Consider the following 17,173-nt stretch of genomic DNA (forward strand, 5'->3'; position numbering starts at 1 on the left):
GACAACGGCCCCTAGAGTGACGGGGTGCCGTCGCGTCAGGACCAGCTCCACTCGTACCAGTACTCGCTGCAGCGAGTGGTGGCCGCGCTGGTCACCCACGACCCCGACCCGCAGCGCTCGCCGCTGCGCCGGGCCGGCACGACCGCGCTGGTCAGCCTGCTGATCGCCGCGCTCGCGGTGCTCGCCGCCACGATCTACGGCGTCATCACCGGCAACAGCAACGTCAGCCCGGAGGACGACAGCGTCGTCTTCCAGGAGAAGGGCACCGGCGCCCGCTTCGTCTACTCCAAGGCCGACAGCCGGCTGCACCCGGTGCTCAACTACGCCTCCGGCCTGCTGCTGGCCAACGCCGAGGCGCCCGCCATGAAGGGCATCTCGTCGGAGAAGCTGGCCACCGTGCCGCTGGGCGACCCGCTCGGCATCCCGGACGCGCCCGACTCCCTGCCGGGCAAGAAGGCGCTGCTCACCGAGCGCTGGTCGGTCTGCACCGACAACACGTCGGGCTCGCCGCTCAGCACGCTGCTGGCCGGCGTCCGCATCACCGACGGCACGGTGCTGGCGCAGAAGAGCCAGGCCCTGCTGGTGAGCGACCCCGACGACCGCACCTACCTGATCTTCGGTAACCGGCGCTTCGCCATTCCGGCCACCAGGGTCGACCTCACGCTGAACGCGCTGCGCCTCGGCGCCCAGACGCCCTGGCCGGTCTCGGTCGCCTGGATCAACGCGGTGCCGGCCGGTCCCGACCTGGTCGCCCCACAGATCCCCGGTGCCGGTGGCAACTCGGCCGGCAGCGACTTCCGGGTCGGCCAACTGGTCACCGACTCGCGCCAGGTGGCGGTGATCCTGGCCGATGGCAAGGCCGTGCTGACCGAGATGCAGGCGGCTCTCATGCGCACGGGCCGCCAGGAGCCGATAGCCGTCGGCAACGACTTCCTGAGCATCCCGACGTCGAAGACCCGAGTGAGCGACGCCGGCGACCCCGACGGGCTACCGCCGTCCGTGCCCCCGCTGGCCGACGCGGCGCCGGCCCGCGCGTGCATCACCCTGCCGGTCGACAAGTCCGGCGACGGCATCCGGATCGACCCGACCACGCCGCAGGGACTGGCCGTGGCCGGCATTCCCGGCGCCGACAACAGCGTGCGGGCCGACCGGGTCTTCGTCGAGCGCGGCAAGGGCGCGGTCACCGTCTCCGCCGCCTCGTCGACCGCGCCCGCCGGGTCCGGCACGGTCAGCGTCGTCACCGACACCGGCCGGCAATATCCGCTGGCCGGCCGGGCCCTGCTGACCAAGCTGGGCTACGGCGGGGTGCGGCCGCAACAGGTGCCGGCCGAGCTGATGTCGCTCATGCCGATGGGCCCGGCGCTGGATCCAGCGCGGGCCCGTCAGACAGCTCCGCAATAGCTACAGGGTCTTCGGCGCCGGGTTCGGCACCGTGCCGTTCGGCGACGACGTGTAGGCCTGCGGCTCGTCCGGCTCGAACGCGGCGTCGTCCGCGCTCGTGTTCCGGTTGGTGGTCAGCGGGGCGGCCGGCTCGTACTCGTCCCACTGGGCGGCCCGGCGGCGCTTGTTGACGTACGCCGCGCCGACGCCGATGGCCGTGCCGAGCAGCGCGAAGCCGAGCAGCTTGGAGCCGCGGCCCTTCTTCTGCTTGCGGCTCACCGCCTTGCTCGCGCGCTTCTGCAGCTTCTTGGCTTCCTTCTTGTTCTGCTTGGCCGACTTCTTGCTGACCTTGCCGGCCTGCTTCACGTTGTCGCTCGCGGCCGCCACCAGCGGGGTGATGGTCGCCACGGCGCTGCCCCACCCGCTCGACGCGGCGTCCTTGGCCTTCACCGCGGCCGGCTGAACCCGGTCGACGGCGGCGGTCAGCGTCGGGCCCACGGTCGCGCTGGTCTCCTGCGCGGCCAGGGTGGCGGCGCGCTTGAAGTGATCCACGCCCTGATTGAGCTCGTTCTTCATCCGCCGGCTGCGGCTCTTACGGCGCATCGTTGCGAACACCAGTGCCCACCTCCTGTGGCTCTCTCCCACGTCATCGTGCCCTGCTTCGGTACCCCCGCGCTGCCGCTTTCAGACACATGGGGGAGGATCCGAACTGCAAAGAACTGTCCAATCGCCCCCTGAGAGGTACCTGTGGGGCGACCGTGACACAGACAGGAGTACCCGTGGCCGAGACGCTTTACGCCACCCTGCACACCAACCATGGCCCGATCCGGCTTCAGCTGTTCCCGGATCACGCCCCGGCGACCGTGCGCAACTTCGTGGAGCTCGCGGAGGGCACGAAGGACTACGTCGACCCGCGCACCGGCCAGAAGGGCAACGGCCCCTACTACGACGGCACGATCTCGCACCGGGTCATCGCCGGCTTCATGATCCAGCTCGGCGACCCGACCGGCACCGGTCGCGGTGGCCCGGGCTTCCAGTTCGCCGACGAGTTCCACCCGGAGCTCCAGTTCGACCGCCCGTACCTGCTCGCCATGGCGAACGCCGGCCCGGGCACCAACGGCTCGCAGTTCTTCATCACGGTGGCCCCGACCCCGCACCTCAACCGTCGGCACACCATCTTCGGCCAGGTCGCGGACGAGCAGTCGGCCAAGGTCGTCGACTCGATCGCGAACACGGCGACCGGCCCCGGCGACCGTCCCCGCGAGGACGTCGTCGTGGAGCGGGTGGAAATCGAGCGGGCGCAGTCCTGAAGTACCGTTGATACATGAGTGAGGCTCCCTCGACGGTCCCGGTCTGCTATCGCCATCCGTCGCGGGAGACCTACATCCGGTGCACCCGCTGTGACCGGCCGATCTGCCCCGATTGCATGAACGAGGCGTCCGTCGGTCACCAGTGCCCGGAGTGTGTCGCGGAGGGCAAGCGAAGCCAGCGGCCGGCGCGTACCGCTTTCGGCGGCAGCCGCGCCGGCGCCGGTGGCTACGTGACACGCACCCTGATCGGCATCAACGTGGCCGTGATGGCCCTGTCGGCCGTCCTGGGCGGCGCCACCGCCCTGGCCGGGGCCGGCGGCTGGTTCGGGCTCATGGGGTCCGAGACACCGCTCACCCGCTGGGGCGAGGTGCTGGGCTACGCGCCGTACGTGCTCGGCGGCGAGGCACACGGCATCGCCGCCGGCGAGTGGTGGCGGCTGGTCACCGCCATGTTCCTGCACTACGGCATCCTGCATCTGGCGCTGAACATGTGGCTGCTCTGGCAGCTCGGGCGCTACCTCGAGATCCAGTTCGGGCCGTGGCGCTTCGCCGCGCTCTATCTGCTGGCCGGTCTCGGCGGCAACGTGGCGGCCTATCTGTTCACCCCGCAGAACCAGCCCGCCGCGGGCGCCTCGACCGCCATCTTCGGGCTCTTCCTGGCCATGATCGTGGTGAACCGGCGGCTCAAGCGCGACATCAGCCAGCTCATCCCGCTGCTGGTGGTCAACCTGCTCTTCACCTTCGCCGTGCCCAACGTGTCGATCGCCGGCCACCTCGGCGGCCTCGTCGTCGGTGGCGCGGTGGCCTACGTCCTGGCCTACGCACCGATGCGCAACCGCAGCCGGGTCCAGCTGATCGGCTGCGCGGCGGTGCTTCTGGTGCTTTTGATCGGCGCGGTCGTACGGACTCAGATGTTGCTCTGAGCGGCGGTGACCCGCAGGTCGGCCAGGGCGGTGGCGACCTCTTCGGGCTCGGTGCCCAGGTCGTGGGTGCTGAAAAGGTAGATCGCGTCGCCCGCGTCCAGCTCGAGCATCTCGCTGCGGAGACCCCGATGGGTGCGGCGGTCGACCCGTACCCTCTCGATCTGATCCCAGCGCAAGCGGCGACGGCGCGCGAACCCGGCCACCACGGTGACCCCCGACGGGTCCGCCGCCAGGCGGACCGGCCTGATCAGATCGCGCAGCGCCCACAGCGCCAGCGCGGCGCCGACGACCGCGGCCAGGACCCAGCGAACCGGGTCATTCGCCGCGAAGGCCACCGCCAGCACCACGACCGCGACCGCGCCCATCAGCTTCGAGACCGGGAGGACCGGCTTCACACGCCACTGCATGCCCCAACTATGCAGTGACTTCCTCGCGCCGGCACCGTTGAACGCCGTATGGACGTGTTCTCCCGTACGTTCCTCCCCGCTGCCGCCGAGGCCGGTGTCGCCATCCCGACCGTGAGCCGGCACATGCCCATCTTCCGCCGCTGCATCGAGCCGGACGAGAAGACCGTGCTGGTCAGCCGATGTCTGCGCCCGGACGCGCCGATGGCCGGCGAGTTCATGCTGGTGCTGACCTATCGCCGGCTGGTGGTGACCCAGGAGACGAAGGTGCTGCACCGGCTGAAGCTGCATCTGAACGCCAACCTGCGGCATCTCAGCAACGTCTCGTGGCAGCCGGAACCGGCACGGTCCAGGGTGGACGTGACGGCGACCGCGGTGGACGGGGTGCGCGAGCGGTTCCGGATGCGGCTGAGCAGCCCGAAGGCCGTGATCCATTTCGACCAGCTGCTGCAGAACGTCTTCCGGCCGCGCGCGATCGCGGCCTAGACGAAGCTGCTGATCGAGGCACGCAGGCCGGCGGCGTCCAGGCCATGGGCCCGGGCGTGGTCGCGCCACGTGCCGTACCGCCGCACCTCCGCCTTGCCCACACCCAGATGCAGCGCGCGATGCGGAAGGCCCGTCAGGGCCGCGCTGACCGCCGCGGCCGACGTGCCGGCCAGGTAGGGCTCCACCATGATCACTTCGTGCTCGGTGAGCGCGCGCAGGCCCTCGGCGTCGAGCGGGCGCGGCGTGTTCGTGTACGCCACGGTGACGTCCAGGTCGCGGGTCGCCTCCAGCACCGGATCGAGCATCGGCCCGACCGCCACCACCAACGGGCCACCCCTCGTGATCACCTGAAGGAAGGGCGCGACGTGCGCCCGCCGGTTCTCCTGCACGCTGAGCCGCACGTAGACCCGGTCGTCGTGCCGGGCGGCGTCCCGCAGCAGCGAGGCCACCTCGTCACGGTGACCCGGCACGTGCACGGTCCAGCCGTCGAGCGTGTCCAGCAGCGCCACGTCGCCCGGCGACTGATGCGTGTAGCCCTCGGCGGCCGCGTCGTAGGAGCCGCCGATGCTGACCAGCACCGCGCCCACGTCCTGATGACCAAGATCTAATTTCACCTGCTCGTACGCCCGGTCGATGAGAAACGGGGCGTACGAATGCACATAGGGCCGCATGCCGGTCAACGCGAGCCCGCCGGCCACGCCGGTCATGAGCTGCTCGCGGATGCCGACGTTGATCACGCGGTCGGGATGCCGGCGGCGGGCCGGGCCGAAGGGTTCGGCCGAGATGTCGGCCAGCACCAGCGCGGTGCGCGGATCGTCGGCGAGCAGTTGCGTGGTGGTGTCGATGAACGTCTGCCGCATCTTTCAGCTCCCCTTCTTCTCGACCGTGGCGATGACCAGATTCGGGCGTTCGTGCGTCTTCTGAAGGGCGCACTCCAGCTCGCCCCGGTCATGCCCGTCGGCCATGGCGACGTCCCAGCCGACGAACCGGGCGGCGATGCCGCCGGGCCAGCCGTGTGTGGACGACTGGTTGTCGATCACGATGGCGGTCAGCGGCAGCCGGGTCGCGCCGGCGTACGCGATCGCCTCGTGGTTGGAGCCCTCGTCCAACTCGGCGTCGCCGACCAGCACGAAGGTCCGCGCGGCGGTAAAGCCCTGTGCCCGCAGGCCCAGCGCGGTGCCGACGGCCAGACCCAGGCCGTGCCCGAGCGAGCCGGTGCCGACCTCGACACCCGGAATGCGCACGCGGTCCGGATGATGGCCGAGCGGGCTGTCCCACCCGCCGAGATCGTCCAGCGCCGACTCCGGGATGAAGCCCTTGGCCGCCAGCACGGCGTAGTAGGCGGCCGGCCCGTGGCCCTTGGAAAGCAGGAACCGGTCGCGGCCGGGATCGTCGGCGGTCTCCGGGCTCACCCGCAGCACGCGGTCGTAGAGGACCCAGAGGACGTCCAGCGTCGAGTGTGCGCTCGGCGCGTGCTTCTCGTCGCCGGTCAGCCGCCGCAACAGCGGGCGGAGCCGGTCGGTGTGCATCGCGGTGACGGTCATGAGGATAGGCTGCAAGTTGAAGTTCACTTCAACTCAAGGACCCCCATGGAGACCCTGACCATAGGCGACTTCGCGGCCCGCAGCGGGGTGGCGCCCTCGGCCCTGCGCTACTACGAGCGCGAGGGCCTGATCCGCTCCACCCGCACCGGCGGCAACCAGCGCCGATACGACCGCGCCGAGCTGAGGCGGGTCGCTTTCATCCGCATCGCCCAGCAGGTCGGCGTCTCGCTGGACGAGATAAGAACGGCATTGGCCGACCTTCCGGAAAATCGGACACCGACCAAAGCGGACTGGGCCAAGCTGTCCGCGCACTGGCGCCACCGCCTGGACGAGAAGATCGCCCTCATGGAGCGCCTCCGCGACCAGCTGACCGGCTGCATCGGCTGCGGTTGCCTCTCCCTGCACCGCTGCAAGCTCATCAACCCCGGTGACCGCTTCGCCTCCGACGGCACCGGCCCGCAGGTCCTGCTGAACCCGGTCCCGTGACGATCCGGGCGGTCGTCACCGACCTCGACGGCACGGCCGTGCCGACCGGCGACGTGATCACCCCGGCCACGCTGGCCGCGGTGCACCGGCTGACCGTCCCCCTGATCGCCGTCACGGCCCGCACCCCGGCCGGCGTGCGGCGGCTCGGCCCGTTCGCGGACCATCTCGCCCTGGCGGTCAGCAACGGCGGCGCCCTGGGCTGGAACCCGGCAACCGGCGCGACGCTGTGGGAGGAGGTCATCGCCACCGAGGAGCTGCGTGCCCTGCTCGACTTCGCCCGGACCCTGCCCGGGGTGGGCATGTCGGTCTTCGGTGTCGACGCGTGGAAGATGACGCCGGCCTATCTGCGCTTGCGTGGCCAGGCGCCCCGGGAGCCGTGGCGGTCGGCCACGCTGGACACGCTGGCCGATCGGCCGGCCTACGGAGCCGTCCTCCGGCACGCGACGCTGACCTCGGACGAGATGGTGGAGCGGCTGACCGCGGCCGGTCTCGCCGCGAGGCTGAACGTGACCTACTCGGCCGACCATCTGGTCGACATCGGCCCGCCCGGCGTCGACAAGGCCTCCGGCGCCCGGCGCGCCCTCGACCTGCTCGGGCTGTCACCGCGGGAGGCCGTCGCCTTCGGCGACATGCCGAACGACCTGGCCATGTTCGCCTGCTGCGGCCAGTCGGTGGCCATGGCCAACGGACATCCAGCCGTACGGGCGGCCGCCACCTTCACCACCGCATCAGCCGCCGACGACGGCTTCGCCCGCGGCCTGGAGAAGCTGGGTCTGTCCACTTCCGAGTGACTAGAGGGCGTGCTCTCGGAGGAACGGGAGCATGAGCGCCACCACCTCGTCGGGGAACTGGGTGTGAGGGTAGTGGCCCGCGCCCTCGATCATGGCCAGCCGGGCGTGGGGCATGGCCGCCACGATGGCCTCGCCCTCGGCGCGCGGGTCGGCCCAGTCCGGGTCGAGGGTGCCCTCGATGATCAGGGCCGGCGCCTTGACGTTGGCCAGCTGGGCGCCCGCATCGGCGGGAGTCGACTGGCCCATCTTCTGCAGCGCCTTCATCCGGCCCGGCTCGGCCAGCATGGCCGCGCTGCGGTCGAGCTGGGCCTGCCAGTCCGCCGGCTTGCGGCCGGGAAAGGCCACGTCGAGGTAGCGGTGCCACCACTTCACGCTGCCCAGGACGCCGGCGGCGAGCAGCCGGATCATGCCGGTCCGATAGCGCTTCACGCGCAGGTCGCCCAGGCTGATCGACTGCGACCGGGTGAACGGGCCGAGCTCGACCACGCCGGTGATCAGCTCCGGCGCCCGCGCCGCGGCGATGGTGGCGGCGCCGCCCGAGATCGAGTGGCCGACCAGCACGGCCGGGCCGCCGAGGTGGCGGATCACCGCGATCAGGTCGCCGGCGATGTCGGTGCGGGTGTACGACGGCCAGACGGCACTCGACTGGCCGGCGCCGCGGATGTCGACCGCGGCCACCCGATAGCCGGCCTCGACCAGCTTCGGCACCACGAACCGGTACGCGTCCCGGCTGTTGCCCATGCCGTGGGCCAGGACGACCAGCGGGCCTTCGCCGGTCACCTCGTACGCGATCGTGCCGCCCTCGACTTCGACAAACATGACAACCTCCAGCAATGGCTAAGCTCGTTAGCTAAAAGCTAACGCGATTAGCCACCACTGTCAAACGCGGACCGGGATGGCCGAGGACACGCCCAGGACGGCGCCTTTGTCATCGAGCGCCTCCGCCACGACGTACTCGGGAATGCCTGGAACCGTGAGTGTGGTCTCGAAGCCGGACCGACGCGCCTCGATCGTGCCGCCGGTGAGCACGTCGGGCTGGGCACCCCAGCGGGCCCGCCATCGCGCGACCGCGGTGGCGCCGTTCCAGCTGGCCGACACGGTCACGTTGCCGCCGTCGACGCGCAGGCCCAGTGCGGGGCGGTCGAGCGGCTCGGCGTCCCACTCGGCCTTGTAGGCGCGGTACGACTGGTTGTCGAGCGGGATGTGGCCGGCGAACCGCACCGAGCCGTCCGCCTCGTGCTCGGTGAAGTGCGGCATCTGCCCCCAGCCGATGAACGAGCCGCCGTCGGCGAGCTCCCGGAAATTGCCCTGTGTCGGCGCCGAGATCCGGTCGGGGTGCACGTATTCCGCGACGAATGTCGTCTTCTTGGCGTCTTCATCCACTGTGAACACGACCCCGCGTGAGTAGTCCCGGACCTTGGTCACCCCGGCCCCGTTGTCGAAGACGCTCCACGAGCCGTCGCGCCGCTGCCGGAAGTCGTGCTGCCACGCGAAGCTGGTCCGCTCGTCGACCGAGATGTCGGACTTCTTGCCGCCGAGACGCCAGCGGACGGCGCCGGTCTTCCGGTCGATCTTGTAGACGGCCCAGGTGTGCCGGGCCGAGACGATCAGATCGCCGTCGGCGGCCAGGCCCACCGAGTTGGCGTGGAAATAGTCGTAGGGCAGGTGGGCCGAGTCGCCCTGCGGCAGCGGGGCGTACGACTCGGCCACGCCGACGTGGTCGCTCGACCGCCACTCGAACAGCTTCCGGCCGGTGGCGATGTCGATCTCCTGGAGCACGCCGTCGTGCAGGACCCCGTCCTTCGGGCCACCCACCGACGTCAGGTCGTACGCCTTCGGGTCGTACACCCAGAAGAGCGCCGTGTCCTGCGGCGTGATGATCAGGTCGTGCTGGTCGGCCTGCTCGGTGCCGGCCGCCCGGACCCGGGTGATCTCCCGGTACGACCGGTCGGCGATCACGAACTCACCCTGGCCGACCCCCTGGCCGCCGGTTCCGCCGATCGTGCCTTCCCACCAGGTGAGCACCGGCTGCTTCCGATAGCGCTGCACCTTGAAGTCGATCGACACGGTGGCCGGCGGCGGCGTCTGCCGGAACCAGACCGGCGAGCCGGTCTCGTCGACCATCAGCGGTCCCCACAGACTCGTGCCGGAGGCCGGGCTGAACAGGAGGTGGCCCGGCGCCGTCCCGGACGCCGGGGTCGTGATCGTGATGTCGGCGATGTTCTGGAAATCGGGGCGGGAGGAGTATTTCGGCGTGGCGTCGCCCGGGGAAGGCGTCACCGAAGCCGCGGGCGTACCGATCGCATAGCCGAAGCCGCCGCCGGCGACTCCGGTGAGCGCGGCCGCGCCCGCGCCGAGCAGAAGGTTCCTTCGGGTCGTCACCGACCGAGCCTTCCCCGGCCGGCGCGCCTTCTACCTCGGCGAGCGCTCGGAGTTCGCTGAGAGTCCGGCGTAGATCTCCAGGAGCCGCGCGGTGAGCACGTCGGGATGGAAATGGCGCAGGTAGCGCTCCCGGGCCGCCCTGGCCCGGGCCGGGGCCTCGGCGCGGGCCAGAGGAAGGGCGGCCGCGATCGCCTCGGGCTCGGGGGGCACGACCCAGCCGGTGTCACCGACGATGTACGGGATGCCGCCCACCGCCGTTCCGAGCGCCGGCCGACCGGCCGAGAGCGCCTCGAGAAGCACCGTGGGCAGCGTGTCGTTCCAGGTCGGCGTGTGCACGACCACGGCCGACGCGCGGCGCATCGCCACCATGCCCTCTCGGTCGAGAATGCCGAGATATTCAACATCCTTCCGCTCCGCCGAGACCCGCTCGGCCAACGGGCGCAGCTCGCCGTCGCCGGCGATGCGCAGCGTGCCGAGCGAGCCGTCCGGATGCCGCTGCCAGGCGTCGAGCAGCAGACCCAGCCCCTTCTCGGGCGAGAGCCGGGCGCCGTAGAGGAACCCCTCGCCCAGCGGCTCGGGCTCGCCCGGGTCGGGCAGGCCGTTCGGCTTGATCACGATCCGGTCGTCGGCGATGCCGTAGTCACGCAGGTGGGCGGCGATCCGGTCGGTCAGCGCGATGTAGCGGTCGACCGAGCGCCACGTCGGCCGGTGCACGGCCAGCGTGGTCGCCATCAGCGCGCTCTGCGCCGAGGAGCCCCGGTAGCACTTGTGCTGCACGGCCGGCCAGCCGATGAACTTGCCCCGGCAGTCCTGGCAGTTGTGCCCGTCGCGGAAATACAGCCCGGACGAGCAGACCTGGCGATAGTTGTGCACGGTCTGCACCACCGGGACCCCGTGCTTGTGCGCGGTCCGGACGACCCAGGGCGAGAGCAGCGGGTACGGGTTGTGCAAATGGAGCACATCCGGTCGTTCCGCCTCGAGGAGCTGGGCCAGATCGCGCTGGGCGGCCCGCCCGTAGATCGGCGAGAGGGGCAGCAGCGCCTTCTCGGCCAGGGGCAGCTCACCGATCGAGTCGGAGCTGCGCTGGAACGGGATCACCTCGGCCCCCGCCGCGCGGAGCTGGGCGATCTCGGTGTCCACGATGACGTTCTCACCGGACGGCATCGCTTCTCGGTACCGGTTGTGCGCAACGACGACCTTCACGCTCGGAAACGCTACCGTTGATGCCGTGCCCGAACTTCCTGAGGTCGAGGCGCTCGCGGCCTATCTGCGTGAGCGCGCGGTCGGCCACACCGTGCAGCGCTTCGAGGTCTCGTCGTTCAGCGCGCTGAAGACGTACGACCCGCCCGCCACCGCCGTCAACGGCCTCGAGATCACCTCGGCCGGCCGGCACGGCAAGTTCCTCGACATCGGCCTGGGTCCCGAGATCCACCTGGTGATCCATCTGGCCCGCGCCGGCTGGCTGCACTACCGCGACGCCTTCAAGTCGCCGGCCCCGCTCAAGCCGGGCAGCGGTCCCATCGCCCTTCGGGTACGCCTCGACGACGGCTCCGGCTTCGACCTGACCGAGGCCGGCACCCAGAAATCCCTCGCGGCCTACCTGGTGCGCGACCCGGCCGAGGTGCCCGGCGTGTCGCGGCTCGGCCCCGACGCGCTGGCCGTCTCGCGCGACGAGTTCGCCGAGCGCATTCGAGGGCGCAACGGCCAGGTCAAGGGCGTGCTCGTCGACCAGGAGGTGCTGGCCGGCATCGGCAACGCCTACTCCGACGAGATCCTGCACGTGGCGAAGATGTCGCCCTTCGCGCTCACCGGCAAGCTGACCGACGAGCAGATCACCACGCTCTACGAGGCGATGCGCGAGGTCGAGACCGACGCCGTCGAGCGCTCGGTCGGGCAGCGGGCGGCCGAGCTCAAGGGCGAGAAGCGGGCCGGCATGCGGGTGCACGCGCGCACCGGGCTGCCCTGCCCGGTCTGCGGCGACACGGTGCGGGAGGTGTCGTTCGCCGACAAGAGCCTCCAGTACTGTGCGACCTGCCAGACCGGAGGAAAGCCGCTCGCCGACCGACGCCTGTCCAAGTTGATCCGTTAGCGCCGCAACGGTCACCCTGCGTACAGGAGTGGGAAAGCGGCCTGAACGTCCGCTTCTTTCCGCCGGATCCATCGGTATAGTGGCCCGGTCCAACGTAACCGTCACACGTTCGAGCGGGCCCCGGAGTAGCGGCTTTCCTCGAATTCCGTGGCGGTGCGTAATCTTTTCCGGATGCGGGAGGACGTAGGCGAGGTGACCGCTAGCCTGCATCGCCCAGTTACCGACAGCAGCCGGAGCAGACCCGTGCCGTACGACAGCTTCGAGTGGCAGCAGGAGCCGCCGCCGAGCAACGGCGTACCCCGATCGGCCTGGACCCGGCAGCACAAGCGCCTGTCGCGCTGGCACCGCCCGTACACAGCGGTCCTGGTCCTTCTCGATCTTCTCGCCGTCCTGTCGGCGAGCTACCTCGCCGCGACATATCTGGAAAAGGCGAAATCCGGCTTCCAGGAGCGGTCCCTCGGGTTCCTGCACGGCGCCGAGCTCTTCTACTTCTTCGCGTACCTCGTGCTGCCGCTGGGCTGGCTGATCCTGCTCTGGGCCAACGGCACGTACGACCGCCGCTACCTGGGCCTGGGCAGCGAAGAGTTCAAACGCATCGTCCGCACCTCGGTCACCGTCGTGGCCTGTGTGTCGCTGCTGGCGTTCGCCACCAAGACCCAGCTCTCGCGTGGCACGGTCGCCCTGGTCTCGCTCAGCGCGGTGCTGTTCCTGCTGCTCGACCGCGTGCTGGCGCGCCAGGTGCTGCATTTCGCCCGGCGGCGCACCGGGCACGGCGCCCACCGGATGATCCTGGTCGGCACGCTGCCCGAGGCGCTCGAGGTCTACACCGCGGTCACCCGCAGCCCGGCCGCCGGCCTCATCCCGGTCGCGATCCACATCACCGACGGTTACGCCGCCGCCCGCGGCATAGAGACTCCGGTGCCGGTCTACGCCGCCCGCGACGTGCTCTCGCTGGTGCGTGAGGTCGGCGCCGACACCATCGCGGTCTGCGGCTCGGCCAGCGCCGAGCCGGGCGAGCTGCGCCGCCTGGCCTGGCAGCTCGAGGGCACGGGCGTCGACCTGGTGGTCGCGCCGCAGCTCACCGACATCGCCGGCCCCCGGGTGCACATCCGCCCGATCGAGGGCCTGCCGCTGCTGCACGTCGAGGAGCCGACCCTCTCCGGCCCCGGCTGGCTGATCAAAAACCTGCTCGACCGGGTCGCCGCCGGCATCGGCCTGCTCCTGCTCAGCCCGATCCTGCTGGTCATCGCGATCGGCATCAAGCTCTCCGATCCGGGCCCGGTCTTCTTCCGGCAGCCCCGCGTCGGCCACGAGGGCCGCACGTTCCGGGTCTGGAAATTCCGGACCATGTACGTCGACGCGGAAGAGCGCAAGCGCACGCTGGAAGAGCTCAACGAGTCCGACGGCATGCTCTTCAAGATGAAGAACGACCCCCGGATCTTCGCCTTCGGCGCCAAGCTGCGGGCCACCTCGCTCGACGAGCTTCCCCAGCTGATCAACGTGCTGAAGGGCGAGATGTCGCTGGTGGGCCCGCGCCCGCTGCCGGCCGACGACGGCGACTATCTGGGCGACGTCCGCCGCCGCCTGCTGGTCCGCCCGGGCATCACCGGCCTGTGGCAGGTCTCCGGCCGTTCCGATCTTTCATGGGACGAGGCCGTACGCCTGGACCTGTACTACGTCGACAACTGGTCCCTGACGTACGACCTCAGCATCCTCTGGCGCACGATCTGGGTAGTGCTCAAGCGCAAGGGCGCTTACTAGCCGCAATCGCCGCCGGTGAGATGGCATGTGATTTTTCGACGCCCGCGGGGTTTGCGGGTGGCGGAAAATTGCCTGCCATCTCACCGGTTACAAGGCGATTGCCCGCGGAGCGAAGCGGAGCCAGCCAGCTCAGCTGTGCGGGCAGGTGGCCCGGTACTCCTGGATCGTTGATCCCGAAGGGGCCGGGCACAGGAACTGGTCGTAGCGAGTGTCGTTGTCGATGAAGCGCTTGAGCCACGACAGCGAGTACTTCGCGACGGTCACGTTGGTCGAGGTCGGGGCCGAGTGGCTGGCGTTGTTCAGTTCCAGGTACGCCTTGTCCGGCGCGGACGTCATGCTCGTGTAGAACGGCTCGGAGTGTGAGCTGACCGGCGCCACCGTGTCGTTCTCGGCCCCGATGATCATCGTGGGTACCCGGTCGGTGCTCCAGCTCTTGGTGCCGTGCCAGGGGGTCAGCGGGACGGCCGCCTGCAGCGAGGGCCGGGTCCGCGAGGCCGACAGGCTGCCGCCGCCACCCATCGAGTGCCCCATGACGCCGAGCCGGGTGGCGTCGATCCGCGTACGGACCGAGCTCTGCCCGGTCAGATAGTCGAGCGCGGCCAGCAGCTGCGTGCCCCGGCTGTCGGGCTGGTCGAGCGTGCTGTTGGTGTCGATCGTGATCACCACGAAGCCCTGCGAGGCCAGCCGCGGCCCGAGCCACGACACGCTGGACTGCGACGCGGTGAATCCGGGCGAGATCGCGACCGCCCCGAAGGTGCCGGACGCGGTGCTGGTCGGGTAGTAGATCGTGCCGCCGCCGAAGCCGCTGACCGACGAGCGGGCCACGGTGACCTGGGCGATGGCGAACGATCCACGGCTCGCCTCGATGCTGGCGGTGGTGGGGGCCGGTCCGCGCTCGTAGGGGTTGGCGGCTTGGGCGGGTGCGGCCGGCGCGGCGACGGCGAGGGCGACCGCGGCGATCAGCGCGAGTCTCTTCATGGAGCACTCCCTGGGGTGTGGGGTGTCGCACGTGTATCGATGTGAATCGATTGTTGATCGCTGTGTTACCGACCGGTAATCCCAATTGGCACCCTGCCAACACGGTATGAAAAGTGGACGCCTGCCGTCGTAGCCGTCAATATCTCCAGCGTGAACCAGGTCGGAAGCGTGCTCGCGGTCGTCGCCGTCCTCGCCGCCCTGGCCGCCGCCGTCCTCGCCGTGGTGCGGCTCCGGGCCCGCCGCGGCATCGCCACCGCCATGCAGCGCGCCACCTACGACGTCCTGCACACGGCCGCGCTCGCCGCCGAGCCCCTGCGCGGCGGCCTCAGCCCCACCTCGGCCGGCAAAGCCGCCCGCCACCTGCGCGCCCTGGTCGGCGCGGCCGGCCTGACCATCGCGGACGGCGACCGCTGCCTCGCCTTCGACGGCCGCGGCAGCCACCACTCCGAGCAGTTCACCGCCGCCGCCACCCGCGCCCTCGACACCCACCGGTCGGTTGTGCTGGCCGCCGCCGACCTGCCCTGCGACCGCGTCGACTGCGTGGTCCGCGGCGCCGTCGTCGCCCCACTCTCCGGACCCGACGGCCGGGCCGCGGCCGCCCTGGTCGCGGTGGCCGACGACCACCCCGCGCCCGGACTGGTCCAGGCCACCCTCGAGACCGCCCGCTGGGCCGCCACCCAGATCGCCCTGGCCGAGCTCGAATCGTCCCGCGAGCGTCTGGCCCGGGCCGAGGTGCGGGCGCTGCGGGCCCAGATCAGCCCACACTTCATCTACAACGCGCTGACCGCGATCGCCTCGTTCGTGCGCACCGACCCGGAGCGCGCCCGCGAGCTGATCCTCGAGTTCGCCGAGTTCACCCGCTACTCCTTCCGGGCCCACGGCGACTTCACCACCCTGGCCGAGGAGCTGCGCTCCATCGACCGCTATCTGACCATCGAAAGAGCGAGGTTCGGAGACCGGCTTCAGGTACGCCTCCAGATCGCCCCCGAGGTCCTACCCGTCGGCCTGCCCTTCCTGTGCCTCCAGCCGCTCGTCGAGAACGCCGTCCGCCACGGTCTGTCCCGTAAGCCGGGCGTCGGTATGGTGAGCATCGAGGCACAGGACGCCGGTGCCGAATGTCACATCACGGTCGAGGACGACGGCGTCGGCATGGATCCGGAGGTCTTCGCGGCGGGCGGGCCCGAGACCGACGACGGGCAGCACGTGGGCCTGGCAAATGTTGACGAGCGCCTGCGCTCGGTCTTCGGCGACCACTTCGGCCTGGTCGTGGAGACCGCGCCCGGCGCCGGGACGAAGGTGAGCATGCGAGTGCCGAAGTTCCATCCGGGAGTGCGAGCGTGAGCCTTGTCGTGCTGGCCGTCGACGACGAGCCACCCGCCCTCGACGAGCTGGCCTACCTGCTCAACGCCGACGGCCGGGTGGCACACGTGCACCGAGCCGGCGACGCCACCGAGGCGCTGCGCGTGCTGCGCGACACCGAGGTCGACGCGGTGTTCCTGGACATCCGCATGCCCGGCCTCGACGGCATGGAGCTGGCCCGCATCCTGCGCCGCTTCGCCCGCCCACCAGCGATCGTCTTCGTCACGGCCTACGACGACGGCGCCGTCGACGCCTTCGACCTGGGCGTCACCGACTACGTCCGCAAGCCCGTCCGAGCCGAACGCCTGGGCGAGTCCCTCCGCCGCGTGACCGGCCTGCGCACGGTCCCCGCCGCCGCACCCACCCAGCCCGCCGACGAGCCCGCCATCCCCGTCGAACTGGCCGGCACCACCCGCATGCTCCCGAGATCATCGGTCCGCTGGGTCGAGGCACAGGGCGACTACGCCCGCCTGCACACCTCGGACGCCTCCCACCTGGTCCGCGTCTCCCTGGCCACGTTGGCCGACCGCTGGGCCGACGCCGGTTTCGTCCGCATCCACCGCTCGTTCCTGGTGCAGATCCGCCTGATAGCCGAGCTACGCCTGACCCCGTCGGGCTACGTGGTGAACATCGACGGCGTAGAACTGCCGGTCAGCCGCCGCCACACCCGCGAGCTGAAGGACCGCCTGATCCGCGCGGCCAAGCACGACTGGCAGCGCTGACCACACCGCGTTCCCCACCCCATCCACACGGTTATCCACAGCCCCACACCCTTGTCCACAGGGTTATCCACATGCCAGCGGTGGATAACCCTCTCCGGCGCAGCTCACGGCAGAGCGTCCCAGGCCTTGATCCGCAGCAGGAGCTCGCCGTCCTGCTCGGGCTGCTCGACGTTCAGGCGGACCAGGGTCTGCTGGGAGCCGGCGGTCATGAGGCAGTACGTCCGGTCCTCGCGCAGGGGCAAGCGGGAGCCCGGCGCCGCCTGGATCGCCTGGGCGCAGGCGCCGGGTGTCACGTCGGCGGCCGGGATCATCGCCGCCAGCACGCCGCGGCCGCTGTTCAGGACCGAGTCGCCGCTGTCCGGCGACGCCGTGATCCGCACCGGGCCGTCGTCGACGATCTTCGGCTCGTCCAGGTTCAGGCTCTGCGGGCCCATGTCTCCGATCGGCACGGCGACCAGGGTCGCCGGATAACGCAGCCGGTACGTCGCCGCGCCCACCCCCGGCGAGGGCGGCGCCCCGGACGGTGGCGGCGACCCGGACGGTGGCGGGGCCGACGTG

Annotated in this window: 19 protein-coding genes; 10 read left to right on the forward strand and 9 right to left on the reverse strand. The window is 70.7% G+C overall.

All coding sequences use genetic code 11. The features are described 5' to 3' along the window. Positions 1-24 precede the first annotated feature (24 nt). Positions 25-1,401, forward strand: coding sequence for a type VII secretion protein EccB (gene eccB / locus ACQP2X_RS49195; protein WP_498693324.1), 1,377 nt, complete (start codon positions 25-27; stop codon positions 1,399-1,401). Here eccB and ACQP2X_RS49200 read toward each other — a convergent pair whose 3' ends face one another. After that, a complete protein-coding gene (locus ACQP2X_RS49200; protein WP_498693326.1) occupies positions 1,402-1,995 on the reverse strand; it encodes a hypothetical protein in 594 nt (197 codons plus the stop codon). Positions 1,996-2,159: 164 nt separating this feature from the next. Between ACQP2X_RS49200 and ACQP2X_RS49205 the strand changes: the two genes are divergently transcribed. Both ACQP2X_RS49205 and ACQP2X_RS49210 read left to right on the forward strand, forming a co-directional pair. Continuing rightward, positions 2,160-2,690: a peptidylprolyl isomerase gene (locus tag ACQP2X_RS49205; protein WP_498693327.1), complete on the forward strand. Its 531-nt coding sequence runs from the start codon at positions 2,160-2,162 to the stop codon at positions 2,688-2,690. A 14-nt stretch (positions 2,691-2,704) separates the two neighbouring features. Continuing rightward, a complete protein-coding gene (locus ACQP2X_RS49210) occupies positions 2,705-3,613 on the forward strand; it encodes a rhomboid family intramembrane serine protease (RefSeq protein ID WP_498693331.1) in 909 nt (302 codons plus the stop codon). Here the strand turns inward: ACQP2X_RS49210 and ACQP2X_RS49215 are convergent. After that, positions 3,598-4,020: a PH domain-containing protein gene (locus ACQP2X_RS49215; RefSeq protein WP_498693333.1), complete on the reverse strand. Its 423-nt coding sequence runs from the start codon at positions 4,018-4,020 to the stop codon at positions 3,598-3,600. The genes ACQP2X_RS49210 and ACQP2X_RS49215 overlap by 16 nt on opposite strands. 48 nt (positions 4,021-4,068) lie before the next feature. Here ACQP2X_RS49215 and ACQP2X_RS49220 point away from each other — a divergent pair, with 48 nt between their 5' ends. After that, positions 4,069-4,503, forward strand: a complete 435-nt coding sequence (locus ACQP2X_RS49220) for a hypothetical protein (RefSeq protein ID WP_498693335.1) — start codon at positions 4,069-4,071, stop codon at positions 4,501-4,503. Here ACQP2X_RS49220 and ACQP2X_RS49225 read toward each other — a convergent pair. Then, on the reverse strand, positions 4,500-5,363 hold the full coding sequence (locus tag ACQP2X_RS49225; RefSeq protein ID WP_498693337.1) for a transketolase family protein: 864 nt from the start codon (positions 5,361-5,363) through the stop codon (positions 4,500-4,502). The genes ACQP2X_RS49220 and ACQP2X_RS49225 overlap by 4 nt on opposite strands. 3 nt (positions 5,364-5,366) lie before the next feature. Beyond that, positions 5,367-6,047 (reverse strand): thiamine pyrophosphate-binding protein, encoded by a 681-nt coding sequence (locus ACQP2X_RS49230; RefSeq protein WP_498693339.1) that lies wholly within the window; start codon positions 6,045-6,047, stop codon positions 5,367-5,369. A gap of 45 nt (positions 6,048-6,092) precedes the next feature. On the opposite strand from ACQP2X_RS49230, the gene soxR reads away from it, so the two are divergent. Both soxR and ACQP2X_RS49240 read left to right on the forward strand, forming a co-directional pair. Further along, positions 6,093-6,533, forward strand: a complete 441-nt coding sequence (gene soxR / locus ACQP2X_RS49235; RefSeq protein ID WP_498693340.1) for a redox-sensitive transcriptional activator SoxR — start codon at positions 6,093-6,095, stop codon at positions 6,531-6,533. Then, positions 6,530-7,324: an HAD family hydrolase gene (locus tag ACQP2X_RS49240; protein WP_498693341.1), complete on the forward strand. Its 795-nt coding sequence runs from the start codon at positions 6,530-6,532 to the stop codon at positions 7,322-7,324. Before soxR ends, ACQP2X_RS49240 begins: the two co-directional genes overlap by 4 nt. On the opposite strand, the gene ACQP2X_RS49245 is transcribed toward ACQP2X_RS49240, so the two are convergent. From ACQP2X_RS49245 to ACQP2X_RS49255, 3 genes are read right to left on the reverse strand one after another with little or no spacing between them, the layout of a single operon-like run. Then, positions 7,325-8,143 carry an alpha/beta fold hydrolase gene (locus tag ACQP2X_RS49245; RefSeq protein WP_498693342.1) on the reverse strand — a complete coding sequence of 273 codons (819 nt, stop codon included), beginning with the start codon at positions 8,141-8,143 and terminating at the stop codon, positions 7,325-7,327. It abuts the gene before it with no gap. A 60-nt stretch (positions 8,144-8,203) separates the two neighbouring features. Next, entirely contained in the window at positions 8,204-9,706 is a 1,503-nt protein-coding gene (locus ACQP2X_RS49250; protein ID WP_498693344.1) for an arylsulfotransferase family protein, read from the reverse strand. A 30-nt stretch (positions 9,707-9,736) separates the two neighbouring features. After that, positions 9,737-10,909 carry a glycosyltransferase family 4 protein gene (locus ACQP2X_RS49255; protein WP_498693346.1) on the reverse strand — a complete coding sequence of 391 codons (1,173 nt, stop codon included), beginning with the start codon at positions 10,907-10,909 and terminating at the stop codon, positions 9,737-9,739. A 25-nt stretch (positions 10,910-10,934) separates the two neighbouring features. Between ACQP2X_RS49255 and ACQP2X_RS49260 the strand changes: the two genes are divergently transcribed. Together ACQP2X_RS49260 and ACQP2X_RS49265 are read left to right on the forward strand one after the other, a co-directional pair. Further along, the gene (locus ACQP2X_RS49260) at positions 10,935-11,795 is read left to right on the forward strand and encodes an Fpg/Nei family DNA glycosylase (protein ID WP_498693349.1); all 861 of its coding nucleotides are present in this window, start codon (positions 10,935-10,937) and stop codon (positions 11,793-11,795) included. 171 nt (positions 11,796-11,966) lie between these two features. Next, positions 11,967-13,556, forward strand: coding sequence for a sugar transferase (locus ACQP2X_RS49265; protein WP_498693351.1), 1,590 nt, complete (start codon positions 11,967-11,969; stop codon positions 13,554-13,556). A 129-nt stretch (positions 13,557-13,685) separates the two neighbouring features. Here the strand turns inward: ACQP2X_RS49265 and ACQP2X_RS49270 are convergent, their stop codons facing one another. Further along, positions 13,686-14,534: a poly(ethylene terephthalate) hydrolase family protein gene (locus ACQP2X_RS49270; protein ID WP_498693353.1), complete on the reverse strand. Its 849-nt coding sequence runs from the start codon at positions 14,532-14,534 to the stop codon at positions 13,686-13,688. Between the two features lie 150 nt (positions 14,535-14,684). Between ACQP2X_RS49270 and ACQP2X_RS49275 the strand changes: the two genes are divergently transcribed. Together ACQP2X_RS49275 and ACQP2X_RS49280 are read left to right on the forward strand one after the other, a co-directional pair. Further along, on the forward strand, positions 14,685-15,875 hold the full coding sequence (locus tag ACQP2X_RS49275) for a sensor histidine kinase (protein WP_498693354.1): 1,191 nt from the start codon (positions 14,685-14,687) through the stop codon (positions 15,873-15,875). Beyond that, positions 15,872-16,615: a LytR/AlgR family response regulator transcription factor gene (locus tag ACQP2X_RS49280; RefSeq protein WP_498693355.1), complete on the forward strand. Its 744-nt coding sequence runs from the start codon at positions 15,872-15,874 to the stop codon at positions 16,613-16,615. The genes ACQP2X_RS49275 and ACQP2X_RS49280 overlap by 4 nt, the downstream gene beginning before the upstream one ends. Positions 16,616-16,719: 104 nt before the next feature. Here ACQP2X_RS49280 and ACQP2X_RS49285 read toward each other — a convergent pair whose 3' ends face one another. Beyond that, positions 16,720-17,064 (reverse strand): hypothetical protein, encoded by a 345-nt coding sequence (locus ACQP2X_RS49285; RefSeq protein WP_498693357.1) that lies wholly within the window; start codon positions 17,062-17,064, stop codon positions 16,720-16,722. Positions 17,065-17,173: the final 109 nt, after the last annotated feature.

It is taken from the genome of Actinoplanes sp. CA-131856 (genome assembly GCF_050956135.1).
GTDB lineage: Bacteria > Actinomycetota > Actinomycetes > Mycobacteriales > Micromonosporaceae > Actinoplanes.

Bases quoted from the DNA above. Each gene is read 5' to 3' on its own strand.
- ACQP2X_RS49245 (WP_498693342.1), bottom strand. From the start codon at position 8,143: ATGTTTGTCGAAGTCGAGGGCGGCACGATCGCGTACGAGGTGACCGGC.
- soxR (WP_498693340.1), top strand. From the start codon at position 6,093: ATGGAGACCCTGACCATAGGCGACTTCGCGGCCCGCAGCGGGGTGGCG.
- ACQP2X_RS49215 (WP_498693333.1), bottom strand. From the start codon at position 4,020: ATGCAGTGGCGTGTGAAGCCGGTCCTCCCGGTCTCGAAGCTGATGGGC.
- ACQP2X_RS49220 (WP_498693335.1), top strand. From the start codon at position 4,069: ATGGACGTGTTCTCCCGTACGTTCCTCCCCGCTGCCGCCGAGGCCGGT.
- ACQP2X_RS49210 (WP_498693331.1), top strand. From the start codon at position 2,705: ATGAGTGAGGCTCCCTCGACGGTCCCGGTCTGCTATCGCCATCCGTCG.
- ACQP2X_RS49230 (WP_498693339.1), bottom strand. From the start codon at position 6,047: ATGACCGTCACCGCGATGCACACCGACCGGCTCCGCCCGCTGTTGCGG.
- ACQP2X_RS49270 (WP_498693353.1), bottom strand. From the start codon at position 14,534: ATGAAGAGACTCGCGCTGATCGCCGCGGTCGCCCTCGCCGTCGCCGCG.
- ACQP2X_RS49265 (WP_498693351.1), top strand. From the start codon at position 11,967: ATGCGGGAGGACGTAGGCGAGGTGACCGCTAGCCTGCATCGCCCAGTT.
- ACQP2X_RS49225 (WP_498693337.1), bottom strand. From the start codon at position 5,363: ATGCGGCAGACGTTCATCGACACCACCACGCAACTGCTCGCCGACGAT.